The sequence below is a fragment of the Microbacterium sp. 22242 genome (assembly GCF_052045495.1).
GTDB lineage: Bacteria > Actinomycetota > Actinomycetes > Actinomycetales > Microbacteriaceae > Microbacterium.
Window position 1 is genome coordinate 1 of the sequence record NZ_JBQEOZ010000001.1, and the last position, 19,893, is coordinate 19,893.

The 19,893-nt window shown below is 70.7% G+C and carries 23 protein-coding genes; 13 read left to right on the plus strand and 10 right to left on the minus strand.

What is annotated here, in order from left to right; translation table 11 throughout:
* Window positions 1–51: 51 nt before the first annotated feature.
* Window positions 52–1,239 carry an IS481 family transposase gene (locus ACTJJZ_RS00005; RefSeq protein ID WP_440719109.1) on the minus strand — a complete coding sequence of 396 codons (1,188 nt, stop codon included), beginning with the start codon at window positions 1,237–1,239 and terminating at the stop codon, window positions 52–54.
* Between the two features lie 335 nt (window positions 1,240–1,574).
* Here ACTJJZ_RS00005 and ACTJJZ_RS00010 point away from each other — a divergent pair, with 335 nt between their 5' ends.
* From ACTJJZ_RS00010 to ACTJJZ_RS00020, 3 genes are read left to right on the plus strand one after another with little or no spacing between them, the layout of a single operon-like run.
* A complete protein-coding gene (locus ACTJJZ_RS00010; protein ID WP_440719110.1) occupies window positions 1,575–1,937 on the plus strand; it encodes a YidH family protein in 363 nt (120 codons plus the stop codon).
* The gene (locus ACTJJZ_RS00015; protein WP_440719111.1) at window positions 1,934–2,275 is read left to right on the plus strand and encodes a YidH family protein; all 342 of its coding nucleotides are present in this window, start codon (window positions 1,934–1,936) and stop codon (window positions 2,273–2,275) included. The genes ACTJJZ_RS00010 and ACTJJZ_RS00015 overlap by 4 nt, the downstream gene beginning before the upstream one ends.
* Window positions 2,276–2,313: 38 nt before the next feature.
* Complete coding sequence (locus ACTJJZ_RS00020; protein ID WP_440719112.1) at window positions 2,314–2,988, plus strand: histidine phosphatase family protein; 675 nt, start codon at window positions 2,314–2,316, stop codon at window positions 2,986–2,988.
* Window positions 2,989–3,059: 71 nt separating this feature from the next.
* On the opposite strand, the gene ACTJJZ_RS00025 is transcribed toward ACTJJZ_RS00020, so the two are convergent.
* The gene (locus tag ACTJJZ_RS00025) at window positions 3,060–3,320 is read right to left on the minus strand and encodes a DUF7218 family protein (protein WP_440719113.1); all 261 of its coding nucleotides are present in this window, start codon (window positions 3,318–3,320) and stop codon (window positions 3,060–3,062) included.
* A 154-nt stretch (window positions 3,321–3,474) separates the two neighbouring features.
* Here ACTJJZ_RS00025 and ACTJJZ_RS00030 point away from each other — a divergent pair, with 154 nt between their 5' ends.
* The 3 genes from ACTJJZ_RS00030 to ACTJJZ_RS00040 are packed head-to-tail and all read left to right on the plus strand — an operon-like array spanning window position 3,475 to window position 5,694.
* On the plus strand, window positions 3,475–4,824 hold the full coding sequence (locus ACTJJZ_RS00030; RefSeq protein WP_440719114.1) for an Nramp family divalent metal transporter: 1,350 nt from the start codon (window positions 3,475–3,477) through the stop codon (window positions 4,822–4,824).
* Window positions 4,821–5,486 carry a DUF6328 family protein gene (locus ACTJJZ_RS00035; RefSeq protein ID WP_440719115.1) on the plus strand — a complete coding sequence of 222 codons (666 nt, stop codon included), beginning with the start codon at window positions 4,821–4,823 and terminating at the stop codon, window positions 5,484–5,486. The genes ACTJJZ_RS00030 and ACTJJZ_RS00035 overlap by 4 nt, the downstream gene beginning before the upstream one ends.
* Entirely contained in the window at window positions 5,407–5,694 is a 288-nt protein-coding gene (locus ACTJJZ_RS00040; protein ID WP_440719116.1) for a hypothetical protein, read from the plus strand. Before ACTJJZ_RS00035 ends, ACTJJZ_RS00040 begins: the two co-directional genes overlap by 80 nt.
* A 46-nt stretch (window positions 5,695–5,740) precedes the next feature.
* Here the strand turns inward: ACTJJZ_RS00040 and ACTJJZ_RS00045 are convergent, their stop codons facing one another.
* Window positions 5,741–6,079 carry a DUF7882 family protein gene (locus ACTJJZ_RS00045; protein ID WP_440719117.1) on the minus strand — a complete coding sequence of 113 codons (339 nt, stop codon included), beginning with the start codon at window positions 6,077–6,079 and terminating at the stop codon, window positions 5,741–5,743.
* A gap of 247 nt (window positions 6,080–6,326) precedes the next feature.
* Here ACTJJZ_RS00045 and ACTJJZ_RS00050 point away from each other — a divergent pair, with 247 nt between their 5' ends.
* On the plus strand, window positions 6,327–6,788 hold the full coding sequence (locus ACTJJZ_RS00050) for an SRPBCC family protein (protein ID WP_440719118.1): 462 nt from the start codon (window positions 6,327–6,329) through the stop codon (window positions 6,786–6,788).
* A 30-nt stretch (window positions 6,789–6,818) separates the two neighbouring features.
* Complete coding sequence (locus ACTJJZ_RS00055; protein WP_440719119.1) at window positions 6,819–7,040, plus strand: hypothetical protein; 222 nt, start codon at window positions 6,819–6,821, stop codon at window positions 7,038–7,040.
* Here the strand turns inward: ACTJJZ_RS00055 and ACTJJZ_RS00060 are convergent.
* From ACTJJZ_RS00060 to ACTJJZ_RS00070, 3 genes are all read right to left on the minus strand, one after another.
* Window positions 7,037–7,570, minus strand: coding sequence for an FHA domain-containing protein (locus tag ACTJJZ_RS00060; protein WP_440719120.1), 534 nt, complete (start codon window positions 7,568–7,570; stop codon window positions 7,037–7,039). The genes ACTJJZ_RS00055 and ACTJJZ_RS00060 overlap by 4 nt on opposite strands.
* Window positions 7,571–7,622: 52 nt before the next feature.
* The gene (locus tag ACTJJZ_RS00065) at window positions 7,623–8,507 is read right to left on the minus strand and encodes an SDR family oxidoreductase (protein ID WP_440719121.1); all 885 of its coding nucleotides are present in this window, start codon (window positions 8,505–8,507) and stop codon (window positions 7,623–7,625) included.
* A 138-nt stretch (window positions 8,508–8,645) separates the two neighbouring features.
* On the minus strand, window positions 8,646–9,050 hold the full coding sequence (locus ACTJJZ_RS00070) for a nuclear transport factor 2 family protein (RefSeq protein WP_440719122.1): 405 nt from the start codon (window positions 9,048–9,050) through the stop codon (window positions 8,646–8,648).
* A 157-nt stretch (window positions 9,051–9,207) separates the two neighbouring features.
* On the opposite strand from ACTJJZ_RS00070, the gene ACTJJZ_RS00075 reads away from it, so the two are divergent.
* Window positions 9,208–9,468 (plus strand): hypothetical protein, encoded by a 261-nt coding sequence (locus ACTJJZ_RS00075; RefSeq protein ID WP_440719123.1) that lies wholly within the window; start codon window positions 9,208–9,210, stop codon window positions 9,466–9,468.
* A 43-nt stretch (window positions 9,469–9,511) separates the two neighbouring features.
* Here ACTJJZ_RS00075 and ACTJJZ_RS00080 read toward each other — a convergent pair whose 3' ends face one another.
* On the minus strand, window positions 9,512–10,045 hold the full coding sequence (locus tag ACTJJZ_RS00080) for an FHA domain-containing protein (protein ID WP_440719124.1): 534 nt from the start codon (window positions 10,043–10,045) through the stop codon (window positions 9,512–9,514).
* Window positions 10,046–10,323: 278 nt separating this feature from the next.
* Between ACTJJZ_RS00080 and ACTJJZ_RS00085 the strand changes: the two genes are divergently transcribed.
* Window positions 10,324–10,920 carry a Dps family protein gene (locus ACTJJZ_RS00085; RefSeq protein WP_440719125.1) on the plus strand — a complete coding sequence of 199 codons (597 nt, stop codon included), beginning with the start codon at window positions 10,324–10,326 and terminating at the stop codon, window positions 10,918–10,920.
* Window positions 10,921–10,962: 42 nt separating this feature from the next.
* Entirely contained in the window at window positions 10,963–11,274 is a 312-nt protein-coding gene (locus ACTJJZ_RS00090) for a DUF7882 family protein (protein ID WP_440719126.1), read from the plus strand.
* Window positions 11,275–11,325: 51 nt separating this feature from the next.
* Here ACTJJZ_RS00090 and ACTJJZ_RS00095 read toward each other — a convergent pair whose 3' ends face one another.
* Entirely contained in the window at window positions 11,326–13,833 is a 2,508-nt protein-coding gene (locus ACTJJZ_RS00095; RefSeq protein WP_440719127.1) for a CDP-glycerol glycerophosphotransferase family protein, read from the minus strand.
* Window positions 13,834–13,996: 163 nt separating this feature from the next.
* On the opposite strand from ACTJJZ_RS00095, the gene ACTJJZ_RS00100 reads away from it, so the two are divergent.
* Complete coding sequence (locus tag ACTJJZ_RS00100) at window positions 13,997–15,562, plus strand: glycosyltransferase family 39 protein (RefSeq protein ID WP_440719128.1); 1,566 nt, start codon at window positions 13,997–13,999, stop codon at window positions 15,560–15,562.
* On the opposite strand, the gene ACTJJZ_RS00105 is transcribed toward ACTJJZ_RS00100, so the two are convergent.
* Both ACTJJZ_RS00105 and ACTJJZ_RS00110 read right to left on the minus strand, forming a co-directional pair.
* Window positions 15,532–17,181, minus strand: a complete 1,650-nt coding sequence (locus tag ACTJJZ_RS00105) for an amidohydrolase (protein WP_440719129.1) — start codon at window positions 17,179–17,181, stop codon at window positions 15,532–15,534. The two genes, ACTJJZ_RS00100 and ACTJJZ_RS00105, sit on opposite strands and share 31 nt — an antisense overlap.
* Window positions 17,182–17,240: 59 nt before the next feature.
* Window positions 17,241–18,695 (minus strand): purine-cytosine permease family protein, encoded by a 1,455-nt coding sequence (locus ACTJJZ_RS00110; RefSeq protein ID WP_440719130.1) that lies wholly within the window; start codon window positions 18,693–18,695, stop codon window positions 17,241–17,243.
* Window positions 18,696–18,814: 119 nt separating this feature from the next.
* Between ACTJJZ_RS00110 and ACTJJZ_RS00115 the strand changes: the two genes are divergently transcribed.
* The gene (locus tag ACTJJZ_RS00115) at window positions 18,815–19,879 is read left to right on the plus strand and encodes a LacI family DNA-binding transcriptional regulator (protein ID WP_440719131.1); all 1,065 of its coding nucleotides are present in this window, start codon (window positions 18,815–18,817) and stop codon (window positions 19,877–19,879) included.
* Window positions 19,880–19,893: the final 14 nt, after the last annotated feature.

The following is a 19,893-nucleotide window of genomic DNA, read 5'->3' on the forward strand; positions in this document are numbered from 1 at the left end:
TGTGATGAGTCGGGACATAGTTGACATCTGAGTCGCGACATAGGTGACAAGTTACGAGAGAGAGTCCGGCCATCGGCCGGGCTCTCTCTCGTTGTTGCGCCAGTAGCTTTTGCTTGGGTCGATGGTGTTGGTCGCGATGATCTCTCCGGTGTTGAGGGAGATCACGGTGGTGCTGTGTTCGTCGGCGAGGATGATGACGCGTTTGCCTCGGTGGGTGGTGCCGATGCCGAGGTGGTGCATGCGCCCGGCGCGGCGGAAGCTGATCTTCCCGTCGGCGGCGACGTGGTCGTAGCGGAGGCGGTAGTGCGTCCGGTCCGTGTCTGGGGTCCCGGTGGGGGCGGCTTTTGGGGAGGCGGCGTAGGTGTCGGCCGGGGTTCTTCCGTCGAGCGCGCGGTGCGGTCGGCGCGTGTTGTAGTGTTCGCGGAACTCGTCGAGTTGGGTCTGCAGCTCGGCCGCGGTGCGGGCGCGGGGACGGGCGGCGAGCCAGCGTTTCAGGGTTTGATGGAAGCGTTCGATCTTGCCCTGGGTCTGGGGGTGGTTCGGGGAACCGTTCTTCTGGACGATGCTGAGCGCGGCGAGCGTGTATTCGAAGGCGTTTCTGCCTCCTCCGTGTCGGGCGGTGTAGACGCGTCCGTTGTCGGTGAGCGTGGACGCGGGCGGCCCGTGGGTGTCGATGCAGGTGAGGAACGTGGTGACGACGTCGTCGCCGGTGACGGGGTGGTGGACGGTGCAGGACAGCAGTTTTCGGGAGTGGTCGTCGAGCCAGTTCAGGATCTCGACGTCGGTGTCGTCCGCGAGGGGCCAGTGGGTGAAGTCGGACTGCCAGGTCTCGTTCGGTCGGGCGGCTTCGAAACGGAGGTAGGAGGAACGGGGGCGTTTGCGCGGCTCGGGGGTGACCAGCCCAGCGGTGTGCAGGATCCGGCGGATCGTGGACGTCGACGGGGCTCGTAGGCCTTCTTCTCGCAGATGCCAGGCGATCGTGACCGGGCCGGCATCGAGCCCGTTCGAGGTCAGCTGTTGGCGCAGTTCGATGACACGGTCGCGGACGCGGGTGGTCGTCGTCTGGGGCGAAGTCAGCGGAGCGCGCGAGTGTGGCTCGAGGCCATCCAATCCCTCTTTACGGTAGCGGGCGAGCAGCACGTGGAGATACTGGCGGGAGAGCCCGTACTCGCACGCAGCGGCGGTCACTGTGAGCTGTCCGGCGATGATCTTCAACACGACGACGCGATGCTTCGACATGCCTGAGTCTGTCGCCTATGACGCGACTCACGTGTCGCCGATCACCTGTCGCCTATGTCGTGAACCCAGACACCCCTGGGTCCACCGAACGAAAGCCCCGTCAGGAAGCAGTTCCTGACGGGGCTTTCGCTTTGCCCGCGCGGCGCGGGGGCGCTCGCCCGACCCGCCTCCGCACCGGTCGGATCCCTTGCTGGTCGCGCCCGGCGGTTTCGTCGCCGGACCCGCAGCGACGATGATGGGTCCATGCCCGATTCCTCGCCGTGCAGCTCGAACAGCCCGGGCTGGTCGACGGGCAGCGCCGGATCCTGCACCGTCTCGCTCCGAAGGGACAGCGCATGAGCCGCAGTCGTTTCCCCCGGCACGTCTACGAGCGCGGCGAGGAGCCCGACGCGCGCTTCACGCTCGCGAACGAGCGCACCTTCCTCGCGTGGATCCGCACCTCCCTCGCCCTGCTCGCCGGCGGCGTCGCCCTCGAAGCGCTCGGACTGGGCATGCACCCCGGGTTGCGGCACGCGGCCTCGATCCTGCTCATCGTCGCGGGACTGCTGACGCCCGTGCAGGCGTGGCTGGGCTGGATGCGCACCGAGCGGGCGCTGCGGGAGTCCACGCCGCTGGGTCCGCCGTGGATCGCGATCCCGCTGGTCGCGGTGGTCGTCGCCACGGCCGTGCTGGTGCTGCTCGGGGTGCTGCTGGCGTGAGCGACGACCGCGAGCGGGTCTTCGACCCCGGACTGCAGCCCGAGCGCACCGCTCTGGCCTGGCAGCGCACCGCCCTCGCGCTCGCCGGAGGGTCTGTCGTGATCATGCGGATCCTGCCGGGCGTGATCGGCGGAGCAGCGCTCGCGCTCGGCTTCGCGGGCCTCGCCCTGGCCCTCGGGGTGCTGGCCGGTTCGCATCTGAGGTATCGGCGCCAGCATCGGGCCCTCACGTCCGGCGAGCCGGGGGTGCTGCGTTCCGGATGGCCCGTGGCCGCGCTGACCGCCGCGACGCTGTTCGTGGGCGTGCTCTGCCTGCTCTTCGTGCTCCTGCGGGCCTGACGCCGTCGCGGACGGCGCCGAGGGCGTACCGTGGCGGCGTGGAGAATCTCACCCCTCAGCCCGCCGTCGACCCGCTTCCGGACCGTCCCGCCCCCGACAACCCCTCGGGCAAGCTCGTGCTGCTGCGGCACGGCGAGACCGAATGGTCCCGGAGCGGCAGGCACACGGGGCGCACCGACATCCCGCTGACGGCCCGGGGCGAGGAGCTCGCCCGGCTGGCCGGCGCGCTCGTGACCGGCTACGACTTCCGGCTGGTGCTGTCGTCTCCGCTGCAGCGCGCGCGCCGCACAGCCGAACTCGCCGGCCTGCACGCGGAGGTCGATCCGCTCCTGGTGGAGTGGGACTACGGCGGCTACGAGGGGCGCACCACGAAGGACATCCGTGCGGAGCTCGGCTACAACTGGAGCGCGTTCACACACGGCGTGATCCGCGGCGACACCCCGGGGGAGACCGTCGAGGAGGTCGCCGCGCGGGCATCGCGCGTACTCACCCGGGTGCTGCCGGCGATGGCCGAGGGCGACGTCGCGCTGATCGCGCATGGTCACTACCTGCGGATCCTGACGGCGGTCTTCCTCCGCGTCGCGCCGCGCTTCGGCGCAGCGATCACCCTCGACGCCGGATCCGTGTCCGTGCTCGGCTTCGCCCGCGAGCAGCCCGCGATCCTGGCGTGGAACCACGGACCGCAGCTGCCGCTGCAGCCGTCCGAGTCCTGACCGCCGTCCACGGAGAACCGACCGGGGGCTGTTCTCCTTCCATCGCCGGGCCGGCGAACGGTCCTGNCGCGTCAGTGGTCGCGCAGCATGTGGATGAGTTCGCTCTTGCGCTTGCCGGAGTAGCCGTGCAGGCCGAGCTCCTTGGCGCGGTCGCGCAGCTCGTCGACGGTCCAGTCCTCGTACGATCCGGATTCGCCTCCGCGGCGGCCGACCTTGCTGCGCCCCTCCTTGGCGGCGGCGTTCGAGATGCGCGCGGCCTTCTGCTTGGAGTTCCCCTCGTCGCGCAGCTTCTCGTACAGCTCGGGGTCCTTCAGTTCGGGTTGGCGAGGCATGGTGATCTCCTTCTCTCGACGGGAGGTCCACGCTAGGAACCCGTCAGCGAATGCGGCACAGGGGTTGACAACCCGGAGGGCCGTGCGCTTGCACGCGGATCCGTCTCCCGTCAAGTGACTGGTGCGCCGGTGCCCGGCCCGGGAACCTGTCGGCATGGAAGACCGTGCAGTCACCGAGCATCGCTCTCCGGAGGACCGCTCGGAGAAGAAGGAGCGGGGACGGATCTCCCGCGCGCTCCACGCGCTCGGGCCGGGGATCGTGACGGGCGCCGCCGACGACGACCCCTCCGGCATCGCCACCTACGCGCAGGCCGGCGCCCAGTACAGCTCGGCGCTGCTGTGGACGGTTCCGGTGACCCTGCCCTTGATGATCGTGGTGCAGGAGGCCTGCGAGCGGATGACGCTCGCGACCGGCGATTCGTTCGGAGCGCTCATCCGGCAGCGGTTCCGCCGCGGCTTGCGAGCCTGGATCGCCGTGCTGCTGGCCGCTCTCCTCATCTCGAACACGGTCAACGCCGCCGCCGACCTCGTGGCGATCGGGCAGGGCATGCAGCTGATGCACGCCGGCCCCGCCCCGTTGTGGTCGCTGATCGCGGGCGTGGCGATCGGGGTGATCGTCGTGCGCGGATCGTTCGAATGGATCGCCCGGGTCTTCAAGTGGCTCTGCCTGGTCCTATTCGCGTACGTCGCCGTCCTGATGGTCGCGCACGTGGACTGGGCGGATGTCGGGGCCGGGCTGCTGGGGCGCGGATTCCGGTGGGATCCGGCGTACCTCGGCCTCCTGGTCGGCGTCCTCGGTACGACCATCAGCCCCTACATGTTCTTCTGGCAGACCGAGGAGCGGCAGGAGATGCTGCGGTCCGCGCCGGAAGCGCGCGGCGATCAGCCGCCGCGACTGGACGAGCGTCCGCCGCAGAAGGCCCACCGCATGCTGCTGCTCGGCAGGATCGACGTCATCGTCGGGATGGTCTTCTCGGTCGCGATCATGTTCGCGATCATCGTCGGATCGGCCGCCACTCTGGGCGCGCATCATCGGTCGGTCTCGTCAGCCGCGGAGGCGGCGCAGGCGCTCAGGCCCATCGCAGGGGACTACGCCTCGATCCTGTTCGCCCTCGGGTTCATCGGCGCCGGGATGCTGGCCGTGCCCGTCCTCGCCGCCTCCGGCGCGGCCGGGTTCGCGGCGCTGCTCGGCCGCCCGTGGAGCCTGGACCGCAAGCCGCACCAGGCCAAGACCTTCTACGCCCTCCTGCTCGTCGGACTGGTGATGGCGATCGTGCTGGCGCTGCTCCGGGTGGACCCGATCGGGCTGCTCGTCGTGTCCGCCATCATCAACGGCATCGCGGCCGGCCCGTTCGTCATCGTGCTCATGCTGGTCACCGACGACACGCGCCTGATGGGGGAGCACCGCAACGGCCCGGTCGCGCGGATCCTCGGCTGGGCGACCGCGGTCCTCATGTGCGCTGCGGGGGCCTTCGGCATCTTCTCACTGGTGATCGGATCATGACGGCCAAGGGCGGGGCGACCGTGTCCGGCGCGTCCGAGCAGGACGTCGCGCGGCGCTGGGAGCGGATCCTGCAGGAGCTGCGCGTGACGCAGACCGGGACGCAGATCATCTCGGGCTTCCTGCTGTCCGTGGCGTTCCAGTCGACGTTCCGGGAGCTTCCCGATCACGCGAGGATCGTGTACCTGGTGCTGGTCGTGCTCGCGTGCGCGGCGACCCTGCTCGGACTCCTCCCGGTCGTGCAGCACCGCAAGAGGCCGGCTCCGGACCCCGACCGCCGGCTGGTCACGACAGGATCCCGGATCCTCACCGCGCTCCTGCTGCTGGTGACCGTGCTGACCGGCGGTGTCGCGGTCTTCGTCTTCGACGTGGTGCTGGGACCACGCGCCGCCATGATCGTCGCCGTCTGCGCGGTCGCCGGCGGCGTCACGGTGTGGGCGGTGCCCGCGCATCGACGCCGTCGCTCGTCGCGGCGGGGGAACGAGCACCTCGGGAGGTCGAACCGCTCCCTGTCAAGGCCGTCGACGGCGCGCAGGGAGTCGCCGATCCTGAACCGCGATCGACAGGGTGGAGAGGAGAACGACCATGAGCGAGATCTACGACGAGGGCCTGCTGCCGCCGAACGTGCACCGGCCGATGGAGAAGGGGGCCGGATCGCGCCCTGACGGGGACGCCGAGGCGGCGCGCGACGACGGCGCCGAGCGCGACGACGGCCGAGAGGCACGCGAGGCGCGCCTGGACCCGGAGGAGAAGGAGGACGCCGCTCGGAGCCAGGATCCCGGACGGGTCGACGGGCACACCGGCGCGGAGGGCGGGGGCGTCGAGAGCACGAACGAGGACACCCCGGCCGACACGTCCGAGCCGCCGGACTGAACCGCCGTCCGCCCCGAGCAGCGCCGCCCGCGCCGACGCGCCTCGCCTACTGCGGCAGTCCGTTGTCGTCGACCTGCATCTCGACGACCTGCGAGGGCTCCGGGACGAGCCGAAGCCCGGCGGGCGTGTTCGCGAGCTGGCTGAGCGCGTCGATCCACGACCGGTTCAGAGGCGGCCGGCGGCTGCCGTGATACGTGAACACCATGTTGCAGGCGGGGTGCACCCAGACCGAGGTCCGGCCGTGACCGATGCTCGGGTCGTCCTTCCAGGTGAAATAGAAGGGCTCGCCGCGGCGCAGCTTGTTCGCGACGACCATCTGCACGTGCGCCAGCGCCCGGTCATCGAGGTCGGCGTGGGTCTGCCCTTCGTACGTGAACCTGCCCATTGAATCGTCTCCTTCGGCGTAGCGCTCTCCCCGAGAACATCTTTCCAGGTACCGGATACGACTCGCGGGACGATGACGCGTATCCGGTCGTCGGCGCGTCGTGGAGACGGGTCTTCCTCCAGCCCGTGAGCCTCGGATCCCGCCCGGAGACGGAGGGTCTGCGATGGCTGAGGCGAGGATGATACGTGCTCGCACGCCCGCTCGGAAGACCCGGGCGCCTGCTCCCGCACCTGCCTATCGTGACGGCATGAGGAGCATCATGACGAGCACCACGGATGCCGTGGTCGACATCGCGAAGCCGGTGGCCGAGGTGTACCGCCGCTGGGCCGATCTCGAGGAGCTGCCTGAGATCCTCCCCAGCGTCGAGCGGGTCGAGCGGATCGACGACAGGCTCACCCACTGGGACACGCGCGTCGCCGGGCTGCGGCGTTCCTTCTACGCCGTCACCGTCGAAGACGTCCCCAACGAGCGGATCAGCTGGGAGAGCGACGCGGGCAAGCAGCACAACGGCAGCGTGACGTTCACGCCGCTCGGCCCCGCACGCACCCGGCTCGTGCTCCGGATGTCGTGGGTGCCGGAGTCGTTCCTCGAGCGCGCCGGCGCGCGTCTCGGGGTCGACCAGGAGATCGCGGAGCGCGATCTCAGCCGATTCAAGCGGTGCGTGGAGGACGCGGGAACGGCTGAGCCTCCGCCCGTCCCGCTGATCTGACCCGTCCACCGACCCCGAGAGGAGGAAGCCATGTCGCTTCCCGAGATCCATCTGCTGCCCGAGGTCCACCACTGGTGGCCCCATCTGTCCGCACGCTCGAAGAAGCTGCTCGAGGATCGCGAGGACGGATCAGTGCCGGACGAGGTGCGCGAGGAGATCGAGCGCATCGTCGGCTCCGACGTCGATCGCTCCGCGCAGCTCAGCGACGGCGACCGCACGTTCATCCGCACGCAGCGGGAGATCGTGGACTAGGCGCCGCTCTCCGGGCGCGGAGGGGCGGCGCCGTCCTCGACGGTCGCGCCCCTCTGCCGCCCCTCGGCTGCTCCCTCCTCGCCCTCCGGCTCGTACTCCGGTCGCGGATCCTGCACGGGCTGATCCGAGAACTCGCCGCCCTCACGTCCCCCGAAAGGGCGGCCGTGGTCGGCGTACTCGTCGCGCACGAACACGAACCTCCAGGGCCCGGCGGTGAAACGCGCGCCGGTGTGCAGCGCCTCCACGTCCCGCCGCTCCTCCTCCGCCGCCTTCTCGAGGTTGGCGCTGGTCTCGCCCGGCCCGAGCATGGACAGGTCGTAGTCGTCGTGACGGTCGTGGCGGATGATCGCGTGCACCGGCTGCAGCCCGGCGAGGCGCACCTGGCAGTCGGGCCCGGACCCGATCCGGGTCTCCTCGTCGACCAGGTGGTGCACGAAGCGGTGCTCCTGATCGGAGGTGACGAGCAGATGCGGACGGCCCGCACCCCATTCCGCGTGCGTGGTGAGGTCGGGTCGCTGGGCGTCGGTCATGGCGGCTCCTTCGAGAGGGGGGCGGGCGTAGGGGTTCCGGCGCGGTCTGCGGTCAGAGGTGCTTGCCGCCGGTGACGGCGAGGATCCCGCCGGAGACGTAGGACGCGTCCTCCGAGGCGAGGAAGACGTATGCCCCGGCGAGTTCGGCCGGTTGTCCGGCCCGGCCGAGCGGGGTGTCCTCGCCGAACTTCGGCAGCTTCTTGGGCCAGCCGGTGGCCGGGATGAGGGGGGTCCAAATCGGACCGGGGGCGATCCCGTTGACCCGGATCCCGTGCGGTCCCTGCTGCTCGGCGAGCATCTGCACGAAGGCGACGAGGGCCGCCTTCGTGAGCGCGTAGTCCAGCAGGCCGGGCGAGGGGTTGTACGCCTGGATCGAGGTGGTGACGAGGATCGACGAGCCGGGCGGGAGGTGCGGCACCGCGGCGCGGGTGATCAGGAACGGCGCGTACAGGTTGGTGCGCATCACCCGGTCGAACTCCTCCTCGGGGATCGTGTCGACCTCGTCCCGTGCGCGCTGGTAGCCCGCGTTCAGGACGAGCAGGTCCAGGCCGCCGAGGCTCTCCGCGGCGTCGGCGACGAGATCGTCGCACTGCTGCTCATCCGTGATGTCGCCGGGCAGCAGCACGGCGTTCGCGCCGGCGTCGCGGACCCAGCGCGCGGTCTCCTCGGCGTCCGCCTGCTCCTCGGGCAGATAGCTGATCGCGACATCGGCGCCCTCCCGGGCGAAGGCGATCGCGACCGCGCGGCCGATTCCGGAGTCTCCTCCGGTGATCAGCGCATGGCGGTCGGGGAGGCGTCCGGAGCCGCGATAGCTGTTCTCGCCGTGGTCCGGTCTGGGATCCGTCTCGGAGAGCAGGCCCGGCTGGTCGGTGTGCGGGTCCGGCGGGTCCGGTAGAGGCGGGTACTTGGTGCGCGGATCGGTCATCTCATAGCTCATGACGGCACGCTATGGCGTGCTCGCCGGCTCGGAAGAGGGGGTTGACGTCTCTCCCGACACCCTTTAGGCGTGTCGGATCCGGCTCGGCCGGATCATGTCAGGCCCGCCGTCCTGTCTCAGGACCCGGCCCGTCCTGTCTCAGGACCCGGCCTGCTTCGGCATCAGCACACCGCCGCCGGCGCCCGCGTGCGCGACGCCTCTGCTCTGCCCGGCGATCGTGCAGTGCGTGGTCTGCAGCACGATGAGGCCGTCCCGGAGCACGAACGTGTCGGCGCCGTCGCCGACGTGGGTGCTCGCGTTGTCCGCGGTCCACTCCAGGTACGCGTAGCCGCCTTCGGTCACCATCAGGGTGCACGCGAGGGTGGCGTCGCCGACCAGCCTGCCGAGCTCCTCCGAGCTCTCCCGCACACCCTGCAGACCGCGGTACACGCCGGATCCGGTGAGCCGCACCACCTCCGGGGAGTAGTTGCGCAGATCTCCGTCGAGGTCGCCCTCGAGGCGCCGGGACAGGTGGTCTTCGATCACTTCCCTGGTGGTGCGCATGCCGGCCTCCGATCACTGTCATCCTGCTCCGCGGAGCGGATCCGATCAAGACGGTCGACACGGCTGGCACCGCCGTATGCACCGCCCGGCGCGAGTGTCAAGGGGAGTGACGGGAGGGCGGCAGCGGCGCAGAGTGAGTCAAATCGAATGGAGTGACATGTCCATGCTCGCACCTGCACGTTTCGAACTCCGCCGCCTCACTGAAGAGGAATGGCTCATCCTCGACCATCGGTTCGATCGGTCGGACGTGCGGCACACGGTCGCCTGTGTCAGCCGGCTCGATGACGACCGGGTCGACGTGGTCTGGTTGCGGTCAGTGGCGACCGCCCGTCACTATGCGACCGCCGCCGACGTCCTGGAGGCGGTGCAGCACATGCACGACCTCGAGCCCGCACCCGAGGAGAAGCGTCCCCGGTGAAGCGTGACGGGCGCCCCNCACGCCGCCTGCGCACCGCCGCGGCTCAGTCCGCCGCGGGATCGACGGCGTCGGGCTCGATCACCTCGGGCTCGGCCGCTTCGGAGACCGCCGGCATCGCTGCGGTGTGGCCCTCGTGCGCGTAGTCCGGACGCGGAGGCTGGCGGCGCTGATGCTCGCCCTCGCCGCCGAGACGGCCGCCGAAGGGCCGGCCGTGGTCGGCGTACTCGTCGCGCACGAACACGAACCGCCAGTCGCCCGCCGTGAACCGCGCACCGGTGTGCAGAGGTTCGACGGCGCGGCCCTCCTCTTCCGCAGCCTTCTCGAGATTCGCGCTCGTCTCACCGGGGCCGATCAGCTCGAGGTCGTACTCGTCGAGGCCGTCGTGCCGGATGATGGCGTGCACGGGCGCGATCCCCGGCAGGCTGACCTCGCAGTCGGGAGAGGATCCGATGCGCGTCTCGTCGTCGGCGAGCTCGTGCACCAGACGCGTCTCCTCCGAGCTGATCAGCAGCCGGGGATGGCCCGAGCCCCACTCGGCGTGCGTGGTGGTGCCCTCGGGCTGCACTCGCGTGTTCATGATCGTTCCTCCTTCCGAACTCTCGCGGATGCCCGCCGAGTCCGGTCCGAGGAGCCCGGCCGGGCGTCAGGGACAGGTGCCGGGAGAATACCGCATATCGTGATGGTAACCCCGTGCGGAGCGCCGGTCGCCGGTTCCGGAGAATTGCCCCCGGAGGCGCGAAAGCTACCTTCCCGCGCCGTTCTTGGCAAGGGCGGTGCGGCCCGGCCGTCCAGCTCCTATCGTCGGCCCTGCCCGCCGGTCCCGGCGGTCGCCGCAGGCACACACGAGGGAGCCTCATGAGCACCGACACGCAGAGCAAGAGCACGACCAAGAGCAAGGGCGCCACCAAGAGCGCGAGCGCCACCAGGAACCGCCGCACGTCCGGGCGCGCGACCGGAGCGCAGCGCACCCCGGAGGAGAACGCGGAGAAGGGGTTCGCGGCGTCCCAGCAGCTCACCGAATGCCTGCAGCGGGTGCTCATCGACCTCATCGAACTGGCGCTCCAGGGCAAGCAGGTGCACTGGAACGTCGTCGGGAAGAACTTCCGCGACACGCACCTCCAGCTCGACGAGATCATCGCCGCCGCGCGCACGTTCGCAGACACCGTGGCCGAGAGGATGCGCGCTCTGCACGCCCTGCCCGACGGTCGCAGCGACGTGGTCGCCGAGACCACCACGCTGCCCGAAGCGCCGCACGGCGAGGTCGCGACGACCGACGCGATCGATCTGATGACCGAGCGCCTGGATGCGGTGGCCGCGACCTGCCGTGAGGTGCACGACCGGGTCGACGAGGAGGATCCGACGAGCGCGGACATCCTGCACGCCATCCTCGAGCGGATCGAACAGCTCTCCTGGATGGTCAGCGCGGAGAACCGCACTCCGTCGGGAAGCTGACGGATCCGCCGGGTCCTCCTGCAAGGGCTTATGGTCAGCAGTATGGGAATCCTCTACTACGGCAGCTCCGAACACGCGATCGAGATCGACGATCTCGCACTGGCCCACCTGAAGGTCGTGATCGCCACGAAGCTCCGCAGGAACGAGAGCTTCACGCTGTCCTGGCGGCACGACGTGGGGCAGCCGAAGGGGCGGTCGACGATCTGGCTGCACCCCTCGATCCCGCTCCGGTTCGAGTTCAACGAGCCGAACCCGCCCGAGCTCGACCCGAGGCGGATCCAGGAGTACGCGAACTCCGCGAACACCTCGGGAGGCATCCTCATCCCGGATGAGCACATCCTCGGCGCGGTCTGACCGGCGCGATCCGCGGAGTCCGCTGCGCGGAGGTCCGCGGATGCCCGCCGTTCACTCCTCGAGGAGAGCCTCGAACTCGGCCATGACGTCCGCGCGGTAGGCGTCCACGTCCAGCCGCGCCGGCGGCACCTCGCCGTCCAGGAACGCGGTCATGCCGTCCGCAAGGGCTTCGTCGTCCTGCTCGACGATCCGGATGGATCCCTTCGGAAGCGCGCCGAAGACGGATCCGAACGAGGTCGACACGATGGGCATCTCGCAGATGGCCGCCTCGATGAGCACCATCGGCTGGCCCTCGTAGAGACTGGACAGCACGAAGCAGTCGGAGGCCGCGAGCAGGGCATAGGGATTGCGTTGCGCTCCGGTCAGGAACACCACGTCCTCCGCGCCCGCGGCGGCGATCTGCCGCTGCAGGTCCGCCCGCAGCGGCCCGCCGCCGACGATCAGCAGTCGAGCCTCCGGGTGCGCCGCGTGCACGCGCAGGAACGCGCGGATCAGGCGTGCGTGGTTCTTCTCGGGGGAGAGCCGGCCCACCGTGATGAACCAGCGCAGGTCGCCCTCGTCCTCCTGCAGGGCCTCGAACCAGGCTGGACGGGGCTCCTCGGGGTCGGTGCCGTCGAGCAGCTCGGCGAGCGGACGACGCATGCCCCGGGTGACATGCTCGACGTCCGGGAAGTTGCGCACCGTGCGGAAGCGGTCCGCGGGCGCGTACGCCGCGAGCTCGATCCGGTTGAGCTCGGTGAGCTGGTGCGACACCGAGACCAGCTGGTCGTACTCGGAGTACATCGCGAACACGGCGCCGAGATTGCGCTTCATGCGCGCCTTGCCGTTCACGGTGCGCTCCCGGTCGGCGGCCATCTCGTTGTGCATCCACACCGCGCGCGTCACGGGACGGCCGTCGGCGGCGGCGGGCGCGTGCAGCAGCAGGCTCGTCCAGAGCGGTCCGTAGCCGCTGAAGTCCGCCACCCAGTCGAAACGGGCGTCGCCGAACACGCGGGTCCACTCCGCGCGCCACAGGTTCTCGTGCCAGGGCTCGACCCCGGGCTGCCGGGGGGATCCGCGCCAGTCGTCGATGCGGCGGCGCAGGTGCACGGCCTTGGAGCCGTTCATCCCGCCGATCCGGAACACCTGCCGCACCTCGGCGGGGATGCGGGCCTGGGTCAGCGGATCCGTGGACGCGCCGCGCTTGGGCAGCAGCGCCGTGACGTCGTACTCGGTGTGGTCCAGGGCGCCCAGCAGGTTCAGCGCCGAGGTGGTGATGCCGTTCGGCTTCATGCCGCCGAGATACACGAGCAGGCGCTTGCGGCCGTCACGCGCGGTGGGTCGCGCGCGGCGGCCCTCGCGCCGGCCGCCGAACACGATGTCGACCACGCGTGCGGTGACCTCGCCGTCCTCGAACGGGGCGAAGCGCTCCACCCAGTCGGCGTAGCGGGGGTGCGCATCAACGCCCTCCGCGAGCAGCCCGCGCAGCGCCCGTCCGGTCTCTGCAGCATCGGCCGAGACGGGCCCGGGCAGGGTGTCCAACGGCATGTAGGTGCCGCGGCCCTCCGCGTACAGGTCGGCGTCGGGCGTGAAGAACGCCACGGGACGCCCGGTCGCGAGGTAGTCGAAGAAGATCGACGAGTAGTCGGTGACGAGCCCGGCCGCGGCTCCCAGCAACACGTTGGCCGGGATCGTGTTCGGGGCGAGGGTGCGGGCGAGCTCGGGCCGCCCTGCGGCGTGCGCGTGCACGATCTGGTGCGTCTTCAGCACCACGACGCGGTCGTCGCCGAGGCCCTCCTGCAGGGCGGCGAGCTGGGCGGCCAGCTCGTCGATGTTGTCCTCGGGGTCGTCGAACGAGGATCCGCGCCAGGTCGGCGCGAACAGCACGATCGGCTTGCCGTCGAGCACGACGCCGTTCTCCTCGAGCTCGGCGCGGACGGCCGCCTCGGCGGCGGCGTCGAGGCGCTGCCGGTCGATGCGCGGATAGCCCTCCTCGATGATCGTGCCGGGGTACACGTTGGTCAGACGGTAGGCGCTCTCGTACATCGTCTCGGCCATGAACGGGTTCGCCGCGAGGAGGTAGTCCGACATCAGGAAGTTGCGCAGCGTGTTCGCCGACTGCACGGCGCCCGCCGGCATGTCGAAGCCCATCAGCTTCAGCGGAGTGCCGTGCCAGGTGTTGAGATACACCTGGCCCGGCCTCTTGCCGAACCAGGTCGGGAAGGTCGCGTTGTTGACCAGCCAGCCGCTGACGGCCAGCGCCTGGCGATACGAGGCGGATCCGCGGCGCACGAACGAGACCCGCGGATGCCCCGCGAACTCGGCGCGGAACCGCGCGATCGCGGCGTCGTCGGCGATCACCCAGACGTGCCGCAGCTGAGCGTAGGTCGGGTCGTCCAGCAGATGGCGGAAGATCGCCTCGGGGTTGCACAGCACGCCGTTGCCGGCGAACGACTCGTACAGGACCTGATCGGAGCGCACGGGGCGGGATCGCCAGAACGCGATCCGCTCGGCTTCGACAGCGCGCTTCAGACGACGGGCGCCGGTCCGCAGACGCCGTACGGAGGAGGGGAGTGACACCGACCCAGGATATTCGCCTGCTCCCGTGGGAACGCTCGGAGAACATTCGGCGACCGGGAGACGACGGATTCCGCATCCTCCCGTCGTCCTCTCGCGAGGTGCGGAGCGTCCGGAAAGGGACCTGAGAGCGGACCGCAAGTCGCGGCCGTTACGCTCGTGACCTGTGACATCCTCTGCCGTCCGCGCCGCCTCGGAGCGTCCTGACCGCGTGTCGGACGCCGGGGATCGGACGGCGGATCCGCGACGGCTGGCACTCTGGACCGCGGTGCTGGGACTGCTGGGGGTCGCCGCCAGCGCCGCCGGATCCTGGATCCCGTCGCTGTGGGGCGATGAGGCGGCCAGCCTGATGTCGGCCACCCGGCCGCTGCCCACCCTGTGGCACATGCTGGGCTATGTCGACGCCGTGCACGGCCTGTACTACCTCGGCCTGCACGCGTGGATCGACGTGTTCGGGCCCAGCGCGTTCTCGATCCGGTTCCCGTCCGCACTCGCCATCGGGGTGTGCACGGCCGCGGTGGTCTGGCTCTGCGGACGGTTCGGGACGACCCGGTTCGCGGTCCTCGCCGGCGTGTTCGCGGCGACCCTGCCCCGGCTGATCTTCGCGGGGGAGGAGGCCCGTTCGTACGCCATCGGTGCGGCGCTCGCGTGCGTGCTGATCGTGATCCTGGTCGAGATCGCGCTCCGCCGCGGGCGGACGACCGGGAGGTGGATCGCCTACGCCGCGGTGCTGGCGTTCGGCACCTGGCTGTTCCTCTACTTCGCACTCATGGTGCCGGCGCTCGCCGTGATCGTGCTGTGCGCACCGCCGCTGCGGCGGCGCTGGAAGGCGTGGGCGGTCGGCACGGGGGTGGCGCTGCTGCTCGCCTCGCCGCTGGCCTGGTTCGGGTTCCTGCAGCGGCGCCAGATCGCGTTCCTCGCGGTGCGCGAGTCGGTCACGCCCAAGGTCGTGCTCTCCGACATGTGGTTCCAGGAGTGGTGGTTCGCGGTGATCGCCTGGGTGCCGATCCTCGTGGCCGCGGTGCTCTTCGCCGTCGAGGCGGTGCGGGCCCGTCGCGCCGGCAGCCCGATCGGGCTGCGGCTGGAGACCGTGGCGCTCGCGTGGATGCTGATCCCGATGGGGCTGCTCATCGCCGCGATCCCGTTCGTGGCCGGATACACCGCCCGGTACGGCACGTTCTCCGCGCCCGCGGTCGCGATCATGATGGCGCTCGGCGTGCGCCGGCTGGCGCGGCTGGCGCGCTGGCGCCGGGCCGCCGCGGTCCTGACGGCGGCGGTGCTCGTCGCCGCGATCCCGGTCGCGATCTCGCAGCGCGGGCCCTACTCGAAGAACCAGTCCGACTGGAACGACATCTCCGCGTTCATCCACGACAACGCGCGTCCCGGCGACGGCATCGTGTTCGACGACGGGGCCCGCCCCTCGCAGCGCACGCGGCTTGCCAAGGCCACGGATCCCGCCGCCTACCGCGACGTGACCGATCTGCTGCTGAAGACGCCGTTCCAGAAGTCGTACACCTGGTACGACCAGACCTACTCGATCCCGCACGCCGCCGAGCTGGGCCGGTTCGACGGCGTGACCCGGGTGTGGGTCGTCGAACTGAGCTTCGAGGGCGTGGAAGACACCTGGGGACTCCGCGACCTGAACGGCCTCGGCTTCCACCAGACCCGCCGCGTCGACGGCGCCGGCAGCGTGATCTACCTCTACGAGCGGACGGCGACCGGCGCCCGCTGAGCGAGGTGCGCGACCTCGCCGGCGATCACGGTCCGGACGACGCCGGCCGTCAGGAAGGCCACAGGGCCGTCCCGGAACGGATCCGCGTCGAGGATCGCGAAGTCGGCCGAGGCTCCCTCACGGAGCACGCCCAGCTCGCCGTCCCAGCGGGTGGCGTACGCGGCATCGCGCGTCGCCCGCCGCACCGCGTCGGCGATCGCCATGGCGTTGCCCGGCACGTTCGCGGGCAGCGTCTGGTCGAACGCCGAGCGCCTGGTCGAGGCGATGAACAGGTTCGGCAGCGGATCGTACGGGGCGGTCGGCGCGTCGGTGCCGAGCGCGAGGGTGGCGCCGGCTTCGGCGAGCTCGCCCCAGGGATAGCCGCGCTCGACGCGCTCGTCGCCCAGTCTCGCCCGCCAGTTCTCCTGGATCGCGGGATCGCAGTGCACGGGCTGCACCGAGGCGATCACCCCGAGCCGGGCGAGGCGCAGAGGCGTGGCGGCGTCCACCGTCTCCAGGTGCTCGATCCGGTGCCGCCGGTCGGCCCGGGGGCCGTTCGCGGCGACCGCGGCCTCGAGCGCGTCCAGGGCGAGCGCCGAGGCGGCATCCCCGATCGCGTGCATCGCCACCTGGAGGCCGGCCGCGTCGGCGGCGGTGACCACGGCGCTGAGCGAGGGGAGGTCCCAGAGCGCCTCCGGCTGGGATCCGTCCGCGAACGGGGCGCGCATGGCCGCCGTGCAGCTGTCGATCACGCCGTCCACGAACAGCTTGATCCCCGCAATCCGCAGCCACGACCCGTCGTGCTGCTGCGCGAGCTCGATCGCGCGGTCGACTGCGGCCCGATCGCCCTCGGCGGTCCCGGTGCGGTAGACGGCCCAGTGCGCGGCGACCCGCATCGGCAGGCGCCCGCCGTGGCGCTCCTGGACGGCGACGAGCGCGCGCAGATCCGGCTCGGTCATCGCCATGTCGACGGCCGCCGTGACGCCCGCGGCGACGTACGAGGCGAACGCCGCCTCGAGCTGGGCCTCGCGCGTCGCATCCGAGGTGAGCGCGTCGAGGCGCTCGCGGAGCAGCCCGAACACCGCGTTCTCCAGGAGCATGCCGGTCGCGACGCCGGCCGCGTCGCGCTCGATCGTGCCGCCGAGAGGATCCGGGGTGGCGTCGTCGATGCCGAGCTCGGCGAGCGCGGCCGTGTTGACCCAGGCGGAGTGGTGGTCGTTCGCGGTGAGGTAGACGGGGCGGTCGGCGACCACGGCGTCGATCAGGTCACGGTGCGGCGCGCGTCCGCCGAGCGACGAGAACAGCCAGCTGCGCCCCATGATCCGCTCCGCGTGCGGAGCCGCGGATGCGGCGGCCGCGATCCTGCGCTGGAGCTCGGCCAGATCCGGTGCATCCTGCAGGTCGACCTGCTCGAGGGACTCGCCCAGGCTGACGAGGTGCGTGTGCGCGTCCACGATCCCGGGGATCACCAGCGCGCCCTCCAGCTCCACGACCTCGTCGGCGTCGAGCGCGTCGGCCGTGCCGGTGTCGCCGATGTACCGGATCCGCGTGCCCTCGACGATCAGCGACTGCGCCCACGGCTCGGTGCCGGAGGTGAAGATCGCGCCGCCGCGGTAGTGCACGGTTCTCGTGTCGGTCATGTCGTCTGGTCCGTTCTGGGTCATGCGGGATGCGGTCTGGGATGCGGGGGTGCGGACGGTTACAGGGAGGCCTGCGAGCGCCGTGAGGAGCGGACCATGAGGAGGTAGATCACGAACGGCACCACGAGGCCGACCGGCACCGACAGGTCGATCCCGGACATGGCGTTCGCGATGGGTCCCACGAACACGAGCGTCGCGCTGCACATCAGCGAGGCGACCACCCCGGCCAGCACCGCCACGGCTCCGGCGATGTGCACGCCTCCGGAGAACCAGAACCGGCTGCCCCGCGAGTCGTCGGCGAGGGCAGGACCGTCGTAGCGGTTGCGACGCCACAGCATGTCGGCGAGGTAGACGCCCATGATCGGCGCGAGGATCGTGACGGCGAGCTGCAGCGCGCTGGAGACGCTGTCCAGGAAGTTCCACACCAGCAGGGCGAACAGCGTCATCAGCACGCCGACCGTGCCGTCCAGCAGCACGGTGCGCGAGCGGGGGAGCTTGATCCCGACCGCCTGCAGGGCGAGACCCGAGCTGTACGCGGTCATCGCGTTGTTCGCGATCGTGCCGACGATCACCGAGATCAGGAAGATCGGTGCGAACCAGCCCGGCAGGAACTTCTCCAGGCCGGCCTGCGGGTCGCTCATGTCGACCGCGCTCGCCGCGAGGGATCCGATGAAGGTCGCGACGATACCGGGGATCACCGCGCCGAGCGCGGTCCACAGCGCGACGTCGCGCACCCGGGTGCCGGCCGGCAGGTAGCGCGCGAAGTCGGCGCTGTTCGTGTAGGACAGCGGGCTTGAGGCGACCAGCGCGATGGCGGACGCCATCACAGCGACCAGTTCGATGCCGCCGAGCGGCTTGGCCGGGGCGAAGCCCCAGTGCGCGCCGCCGACCACGAAGAAGGCCATCACGACGAAGATCAGCGCCAGCACGATCGCCATGGGCTGGTAGAGCCGCATGATCAGGCCGTGCCCGTACACGCTGATGACCATCGTGGCCGCGGCGATCACGATCGCGCTGATCGCGATCGTCCAGCCGTTGCCGGGGATCCCCATCCGTCCGAGCAGGCCGACCAGCACCGTGGTCGCCGCAGCCCAGTTGATCGCGAGGTAGCAGACGCTGATCAGCCAGCCGGCGATCGCGACGTTGAACCGGTTGCCGGTGATGCCGTACATCGCGCGAGTGATGACCTCGCTCGGGGCGCCGGCGGCCGGGCCCGATCCGGCGACGATGCCGGTGATGATGGCGAACAGGTTGCCGATCACGATCGCGGCGAGGGCCTGCCACAGGTTCAGGCCCATCAGCATGAGGGTCGCGCCGATGACGACCGCGAGGAAGTTCACGTTCGGGGCGGCCCACACCGCGAACAAGTCCCTGGCGCGTCCGTGCCGTTCCGCGTCGGGGATGTAGTCGATGCCGTGCGTCTCGACGCGGACGGGGCTGTCCGTCGGCACGGGATGGGTCAGTGCGGGTGCCTCAGCGGCGGGGATGACATCGGGAGGTGTCGCCTGTGACATGGGTTCTCCAGGTTGGTGCGAAGTGTCGGGTGCGGCGCGACGTCCTTGTTCGCGCTGAAACGCCACGCTAGATACCCAAAACGATTTGGACAAGCCCGATCCGCAGATATCATCGGGCCATGCGCCGACAGCGATCCACGATCCGCGATGTGGCGCGCCGCGCGGGCGTCTCTGCGACGACGGTGTCGCACACGTTCTCGGGCAACGGGGTCGTGAACCCGGCGACCCAGGCGCGCGTGCGTGCCGCGGCATCGGAGCTCGGCTACCACCCCGACGTGGTGGCGAGCGGACTGCGCCGCAGCCGTCTCGGCGTGATCGGTCTCGTGCTGCGTCCTGCGGTCGGGCCGGAGCCGCAGGAGCTGGCGGACGTCGACTACTTCCCTCGGTTCGCGGGGGCCGCAGCGCTGACGTCGCTGGGGCACGGATACGCGCTCATGCTGGTCGCAGACCCCACGGTGCCCGGCGCCCCGGTCACCGCCTACGCCTGCGACGGGATCGTGGTCACGGATCCGGTCGCCGACGACCCGCTGGTCGCGGCGCTGCGCAGGAGCCGGACGCCGTACACGCTCGTGGGAGCCGATCCCGGTGACCCGATGGATCCGCACGTCGTCGGCATCGCGACGGGCGTGATCACCGAGCGGGTGCTGGATCACCTCGCCCTGGCGGGGACGACCCGGCCGGCGCTGATCGTCGGGCTCGACGCGATCGAGTGGAACATCGCCACCGAACAGCGCTATCGGGAGCGGATGCATGACGCGGGGATGCCGGAGATCGTGCTGCGGGTGCCGGAGCGGGCGGGACCTGTCGAGGTGGGACGGGTGGCGGACGAGCTGATGGCGCTGCCGGAGCGCCCGGACGGCGTGTACTGCCTGACCAGCGATCATGCCCGCGGCGTCGTGGACCGCCTGGGCGAACTCGGGATGCGGGTGCCCGAGGACGTCGTCGTGGTGTGCGGATCCGACGCCGAGTGCCTGCGCGCGCTGGCGCCCACGATCACGGCCGTCGATCTGCAGCCTGAGGCACTCGGACGCCAGGCCGCCGCAGCGCTGCTGCGCCAGCTCGAGCCCGGGCTGACGATCGAGGTGCCGGATCCCGATCACGGCGCGATCGTCGTGCGCGAGTCGAGCCGGCGCGGCGAGCTCCTCGGGAGCGCCGCACCCGGTGAGAAACCACTTCCAGCATGAGACCGGCCCGCAGG

Excerpts from the sequence above, each read along its gene's own strand:
- ACTJJZ_RS00005 (WP_440719109.1), bottom strand. The coding sequence starts at position 1,239 with ATGTCGAAGCATCGCGTCGTCGTGTTGAAGATCATCGCCGGACAGCTC.
- ACTJJZ_RS00010 (WP_440719110.1), top strand. The coding sequence starts at position 1,575 with ATGAGCCGCAGTCGTTTCCCCCGGCACGTCTACGAGCGCGGCGAGGAG.
- ACTJJZ_RS00025 (WP_440719113.1), bottom strand. The coding sequence starts at position 3,320 with ATGCCTCGCCAACCCGAACTGAAGGACCCCGAGCTGTACGAGAAGCTG.
- ACTJJZ_RS00030 (WP_440719114.1), top strand. The coding sequence starts at position 3,475 with ATGGAAGACCGTGCAGTCACCGAGCATCGCTCTCCGGAGGACCGCTCG.
- ACTJJZ_RS00035 (WP_440719115.1), top strand. The coding sequence starts at position 4,821 with ATGACGGCCAAGGGCGGGGCGACCGTGTCCGGCGCGTCCGAGCAGGAC.
- ACTJJZ_RS00040 (WP_440719116.1), top strand. The coding sequence starts at position 5,407 with ATGAGCGAGATCTACGACGAGGGCCTGCTGCCGCCGAACGTGCACCGG.
- ACTJJZ_RS00045 (WP_440719117.1), bottom strand. The coding sequence starts at position 6,079 with ATGGGCAGGTTCACGTACGAAGGGCAGACCCACGCCGACCTCGATGAC.
- ACTJJZ_RS00050 (WP_440719118.1), top strand. The coding sequence starts at position 6,327 with ATGAGGAGCATCATGACGAGCACCACGGATGCCGTGGTCGACATCGCG.
- ACTJJZ_RS00055 (WP_440719119.1), top strand. The coding sequence starts at position 6,819 with ATGTCGCTTCCCGAGATCCATCTGCTGCCCGAGGTCCACCACTGGTGG.
- ACTJJZ_RS00060 (WP_440719120.1), bottom strand. The coding sequence starts at position 7,570 with ATGACCGACGCCCAGCGACCCGACCTCACCACGCACGCGGAATGGGGT.
- ACTJJZ_RS00065 (WP_440719121.1), bottom strand. The coding sequence starts at position 8,507 with ATGAGCTATGAGATGACCGATCCGCGCACCAAGTACCCGCCTCTACCG.
- ACTJJZ_RS00070 (WP_440719122.1), bottom strand. The coding sequence starts at position 9,050 with ATGCGCACCACCAGGGAAGTGATCGAAGACCACCTGTCCCGGCGCCTC.
- ACTJJZ_RS00075 (WP_440719123.1), top strand. The coding sequence starts at position 9,208 with ATGTCCATGCTCGCACCTGCACGTTTCGAACTCCGCCGCCTCACTGAA.
- ACTJJZ_RS00080 (WP_440719124.1), bottom strand. The coding sequence starts at position 10,045 with ATGAACACGCGAGTGCAGCCCGAGGGCACCACCACGCACGCCGAGTGG.
- ACTJJZ_RS00085 (WP_440719125.1), top strand. The coding sequence starts at position 10,324 with ATGAGCACCGACACGCAGAGCAAGAGCACGACCAAGAGCAAGGGCGCC.
- ACTJJZ_RS00090 (WP_440719126.1), top strand. The coding sequence starts at position 10,963 with ATGGGAATCCTCTACTACGGCAGCTCCGAACACGCGATCGAGATCGAC.
- ACTJJZ_RS00105 (WP_440719129.1), bottom strand. The coding sequence starts at position 17,181 with ATGACCGACACGAGAACCGTGCACTACCGCGGCGGCGCGATCTTCACC.
- ACTJJZ_RS00110 (WP_440719130.1), bottom strand. The coding sequence starts at position 18,695 with ATGTCACAGGCGACACCTCCCGATGTCATCCCCGCCGCTGAGGCACCC.
- ACTJJZ_RS00115 (WP_440719131.1), top strand. The coding sequence starts at position 18,815 with ATGCGCCGACAGCGATCCACGATCCGCGATGTGGCGCGCCGCGCGGGC.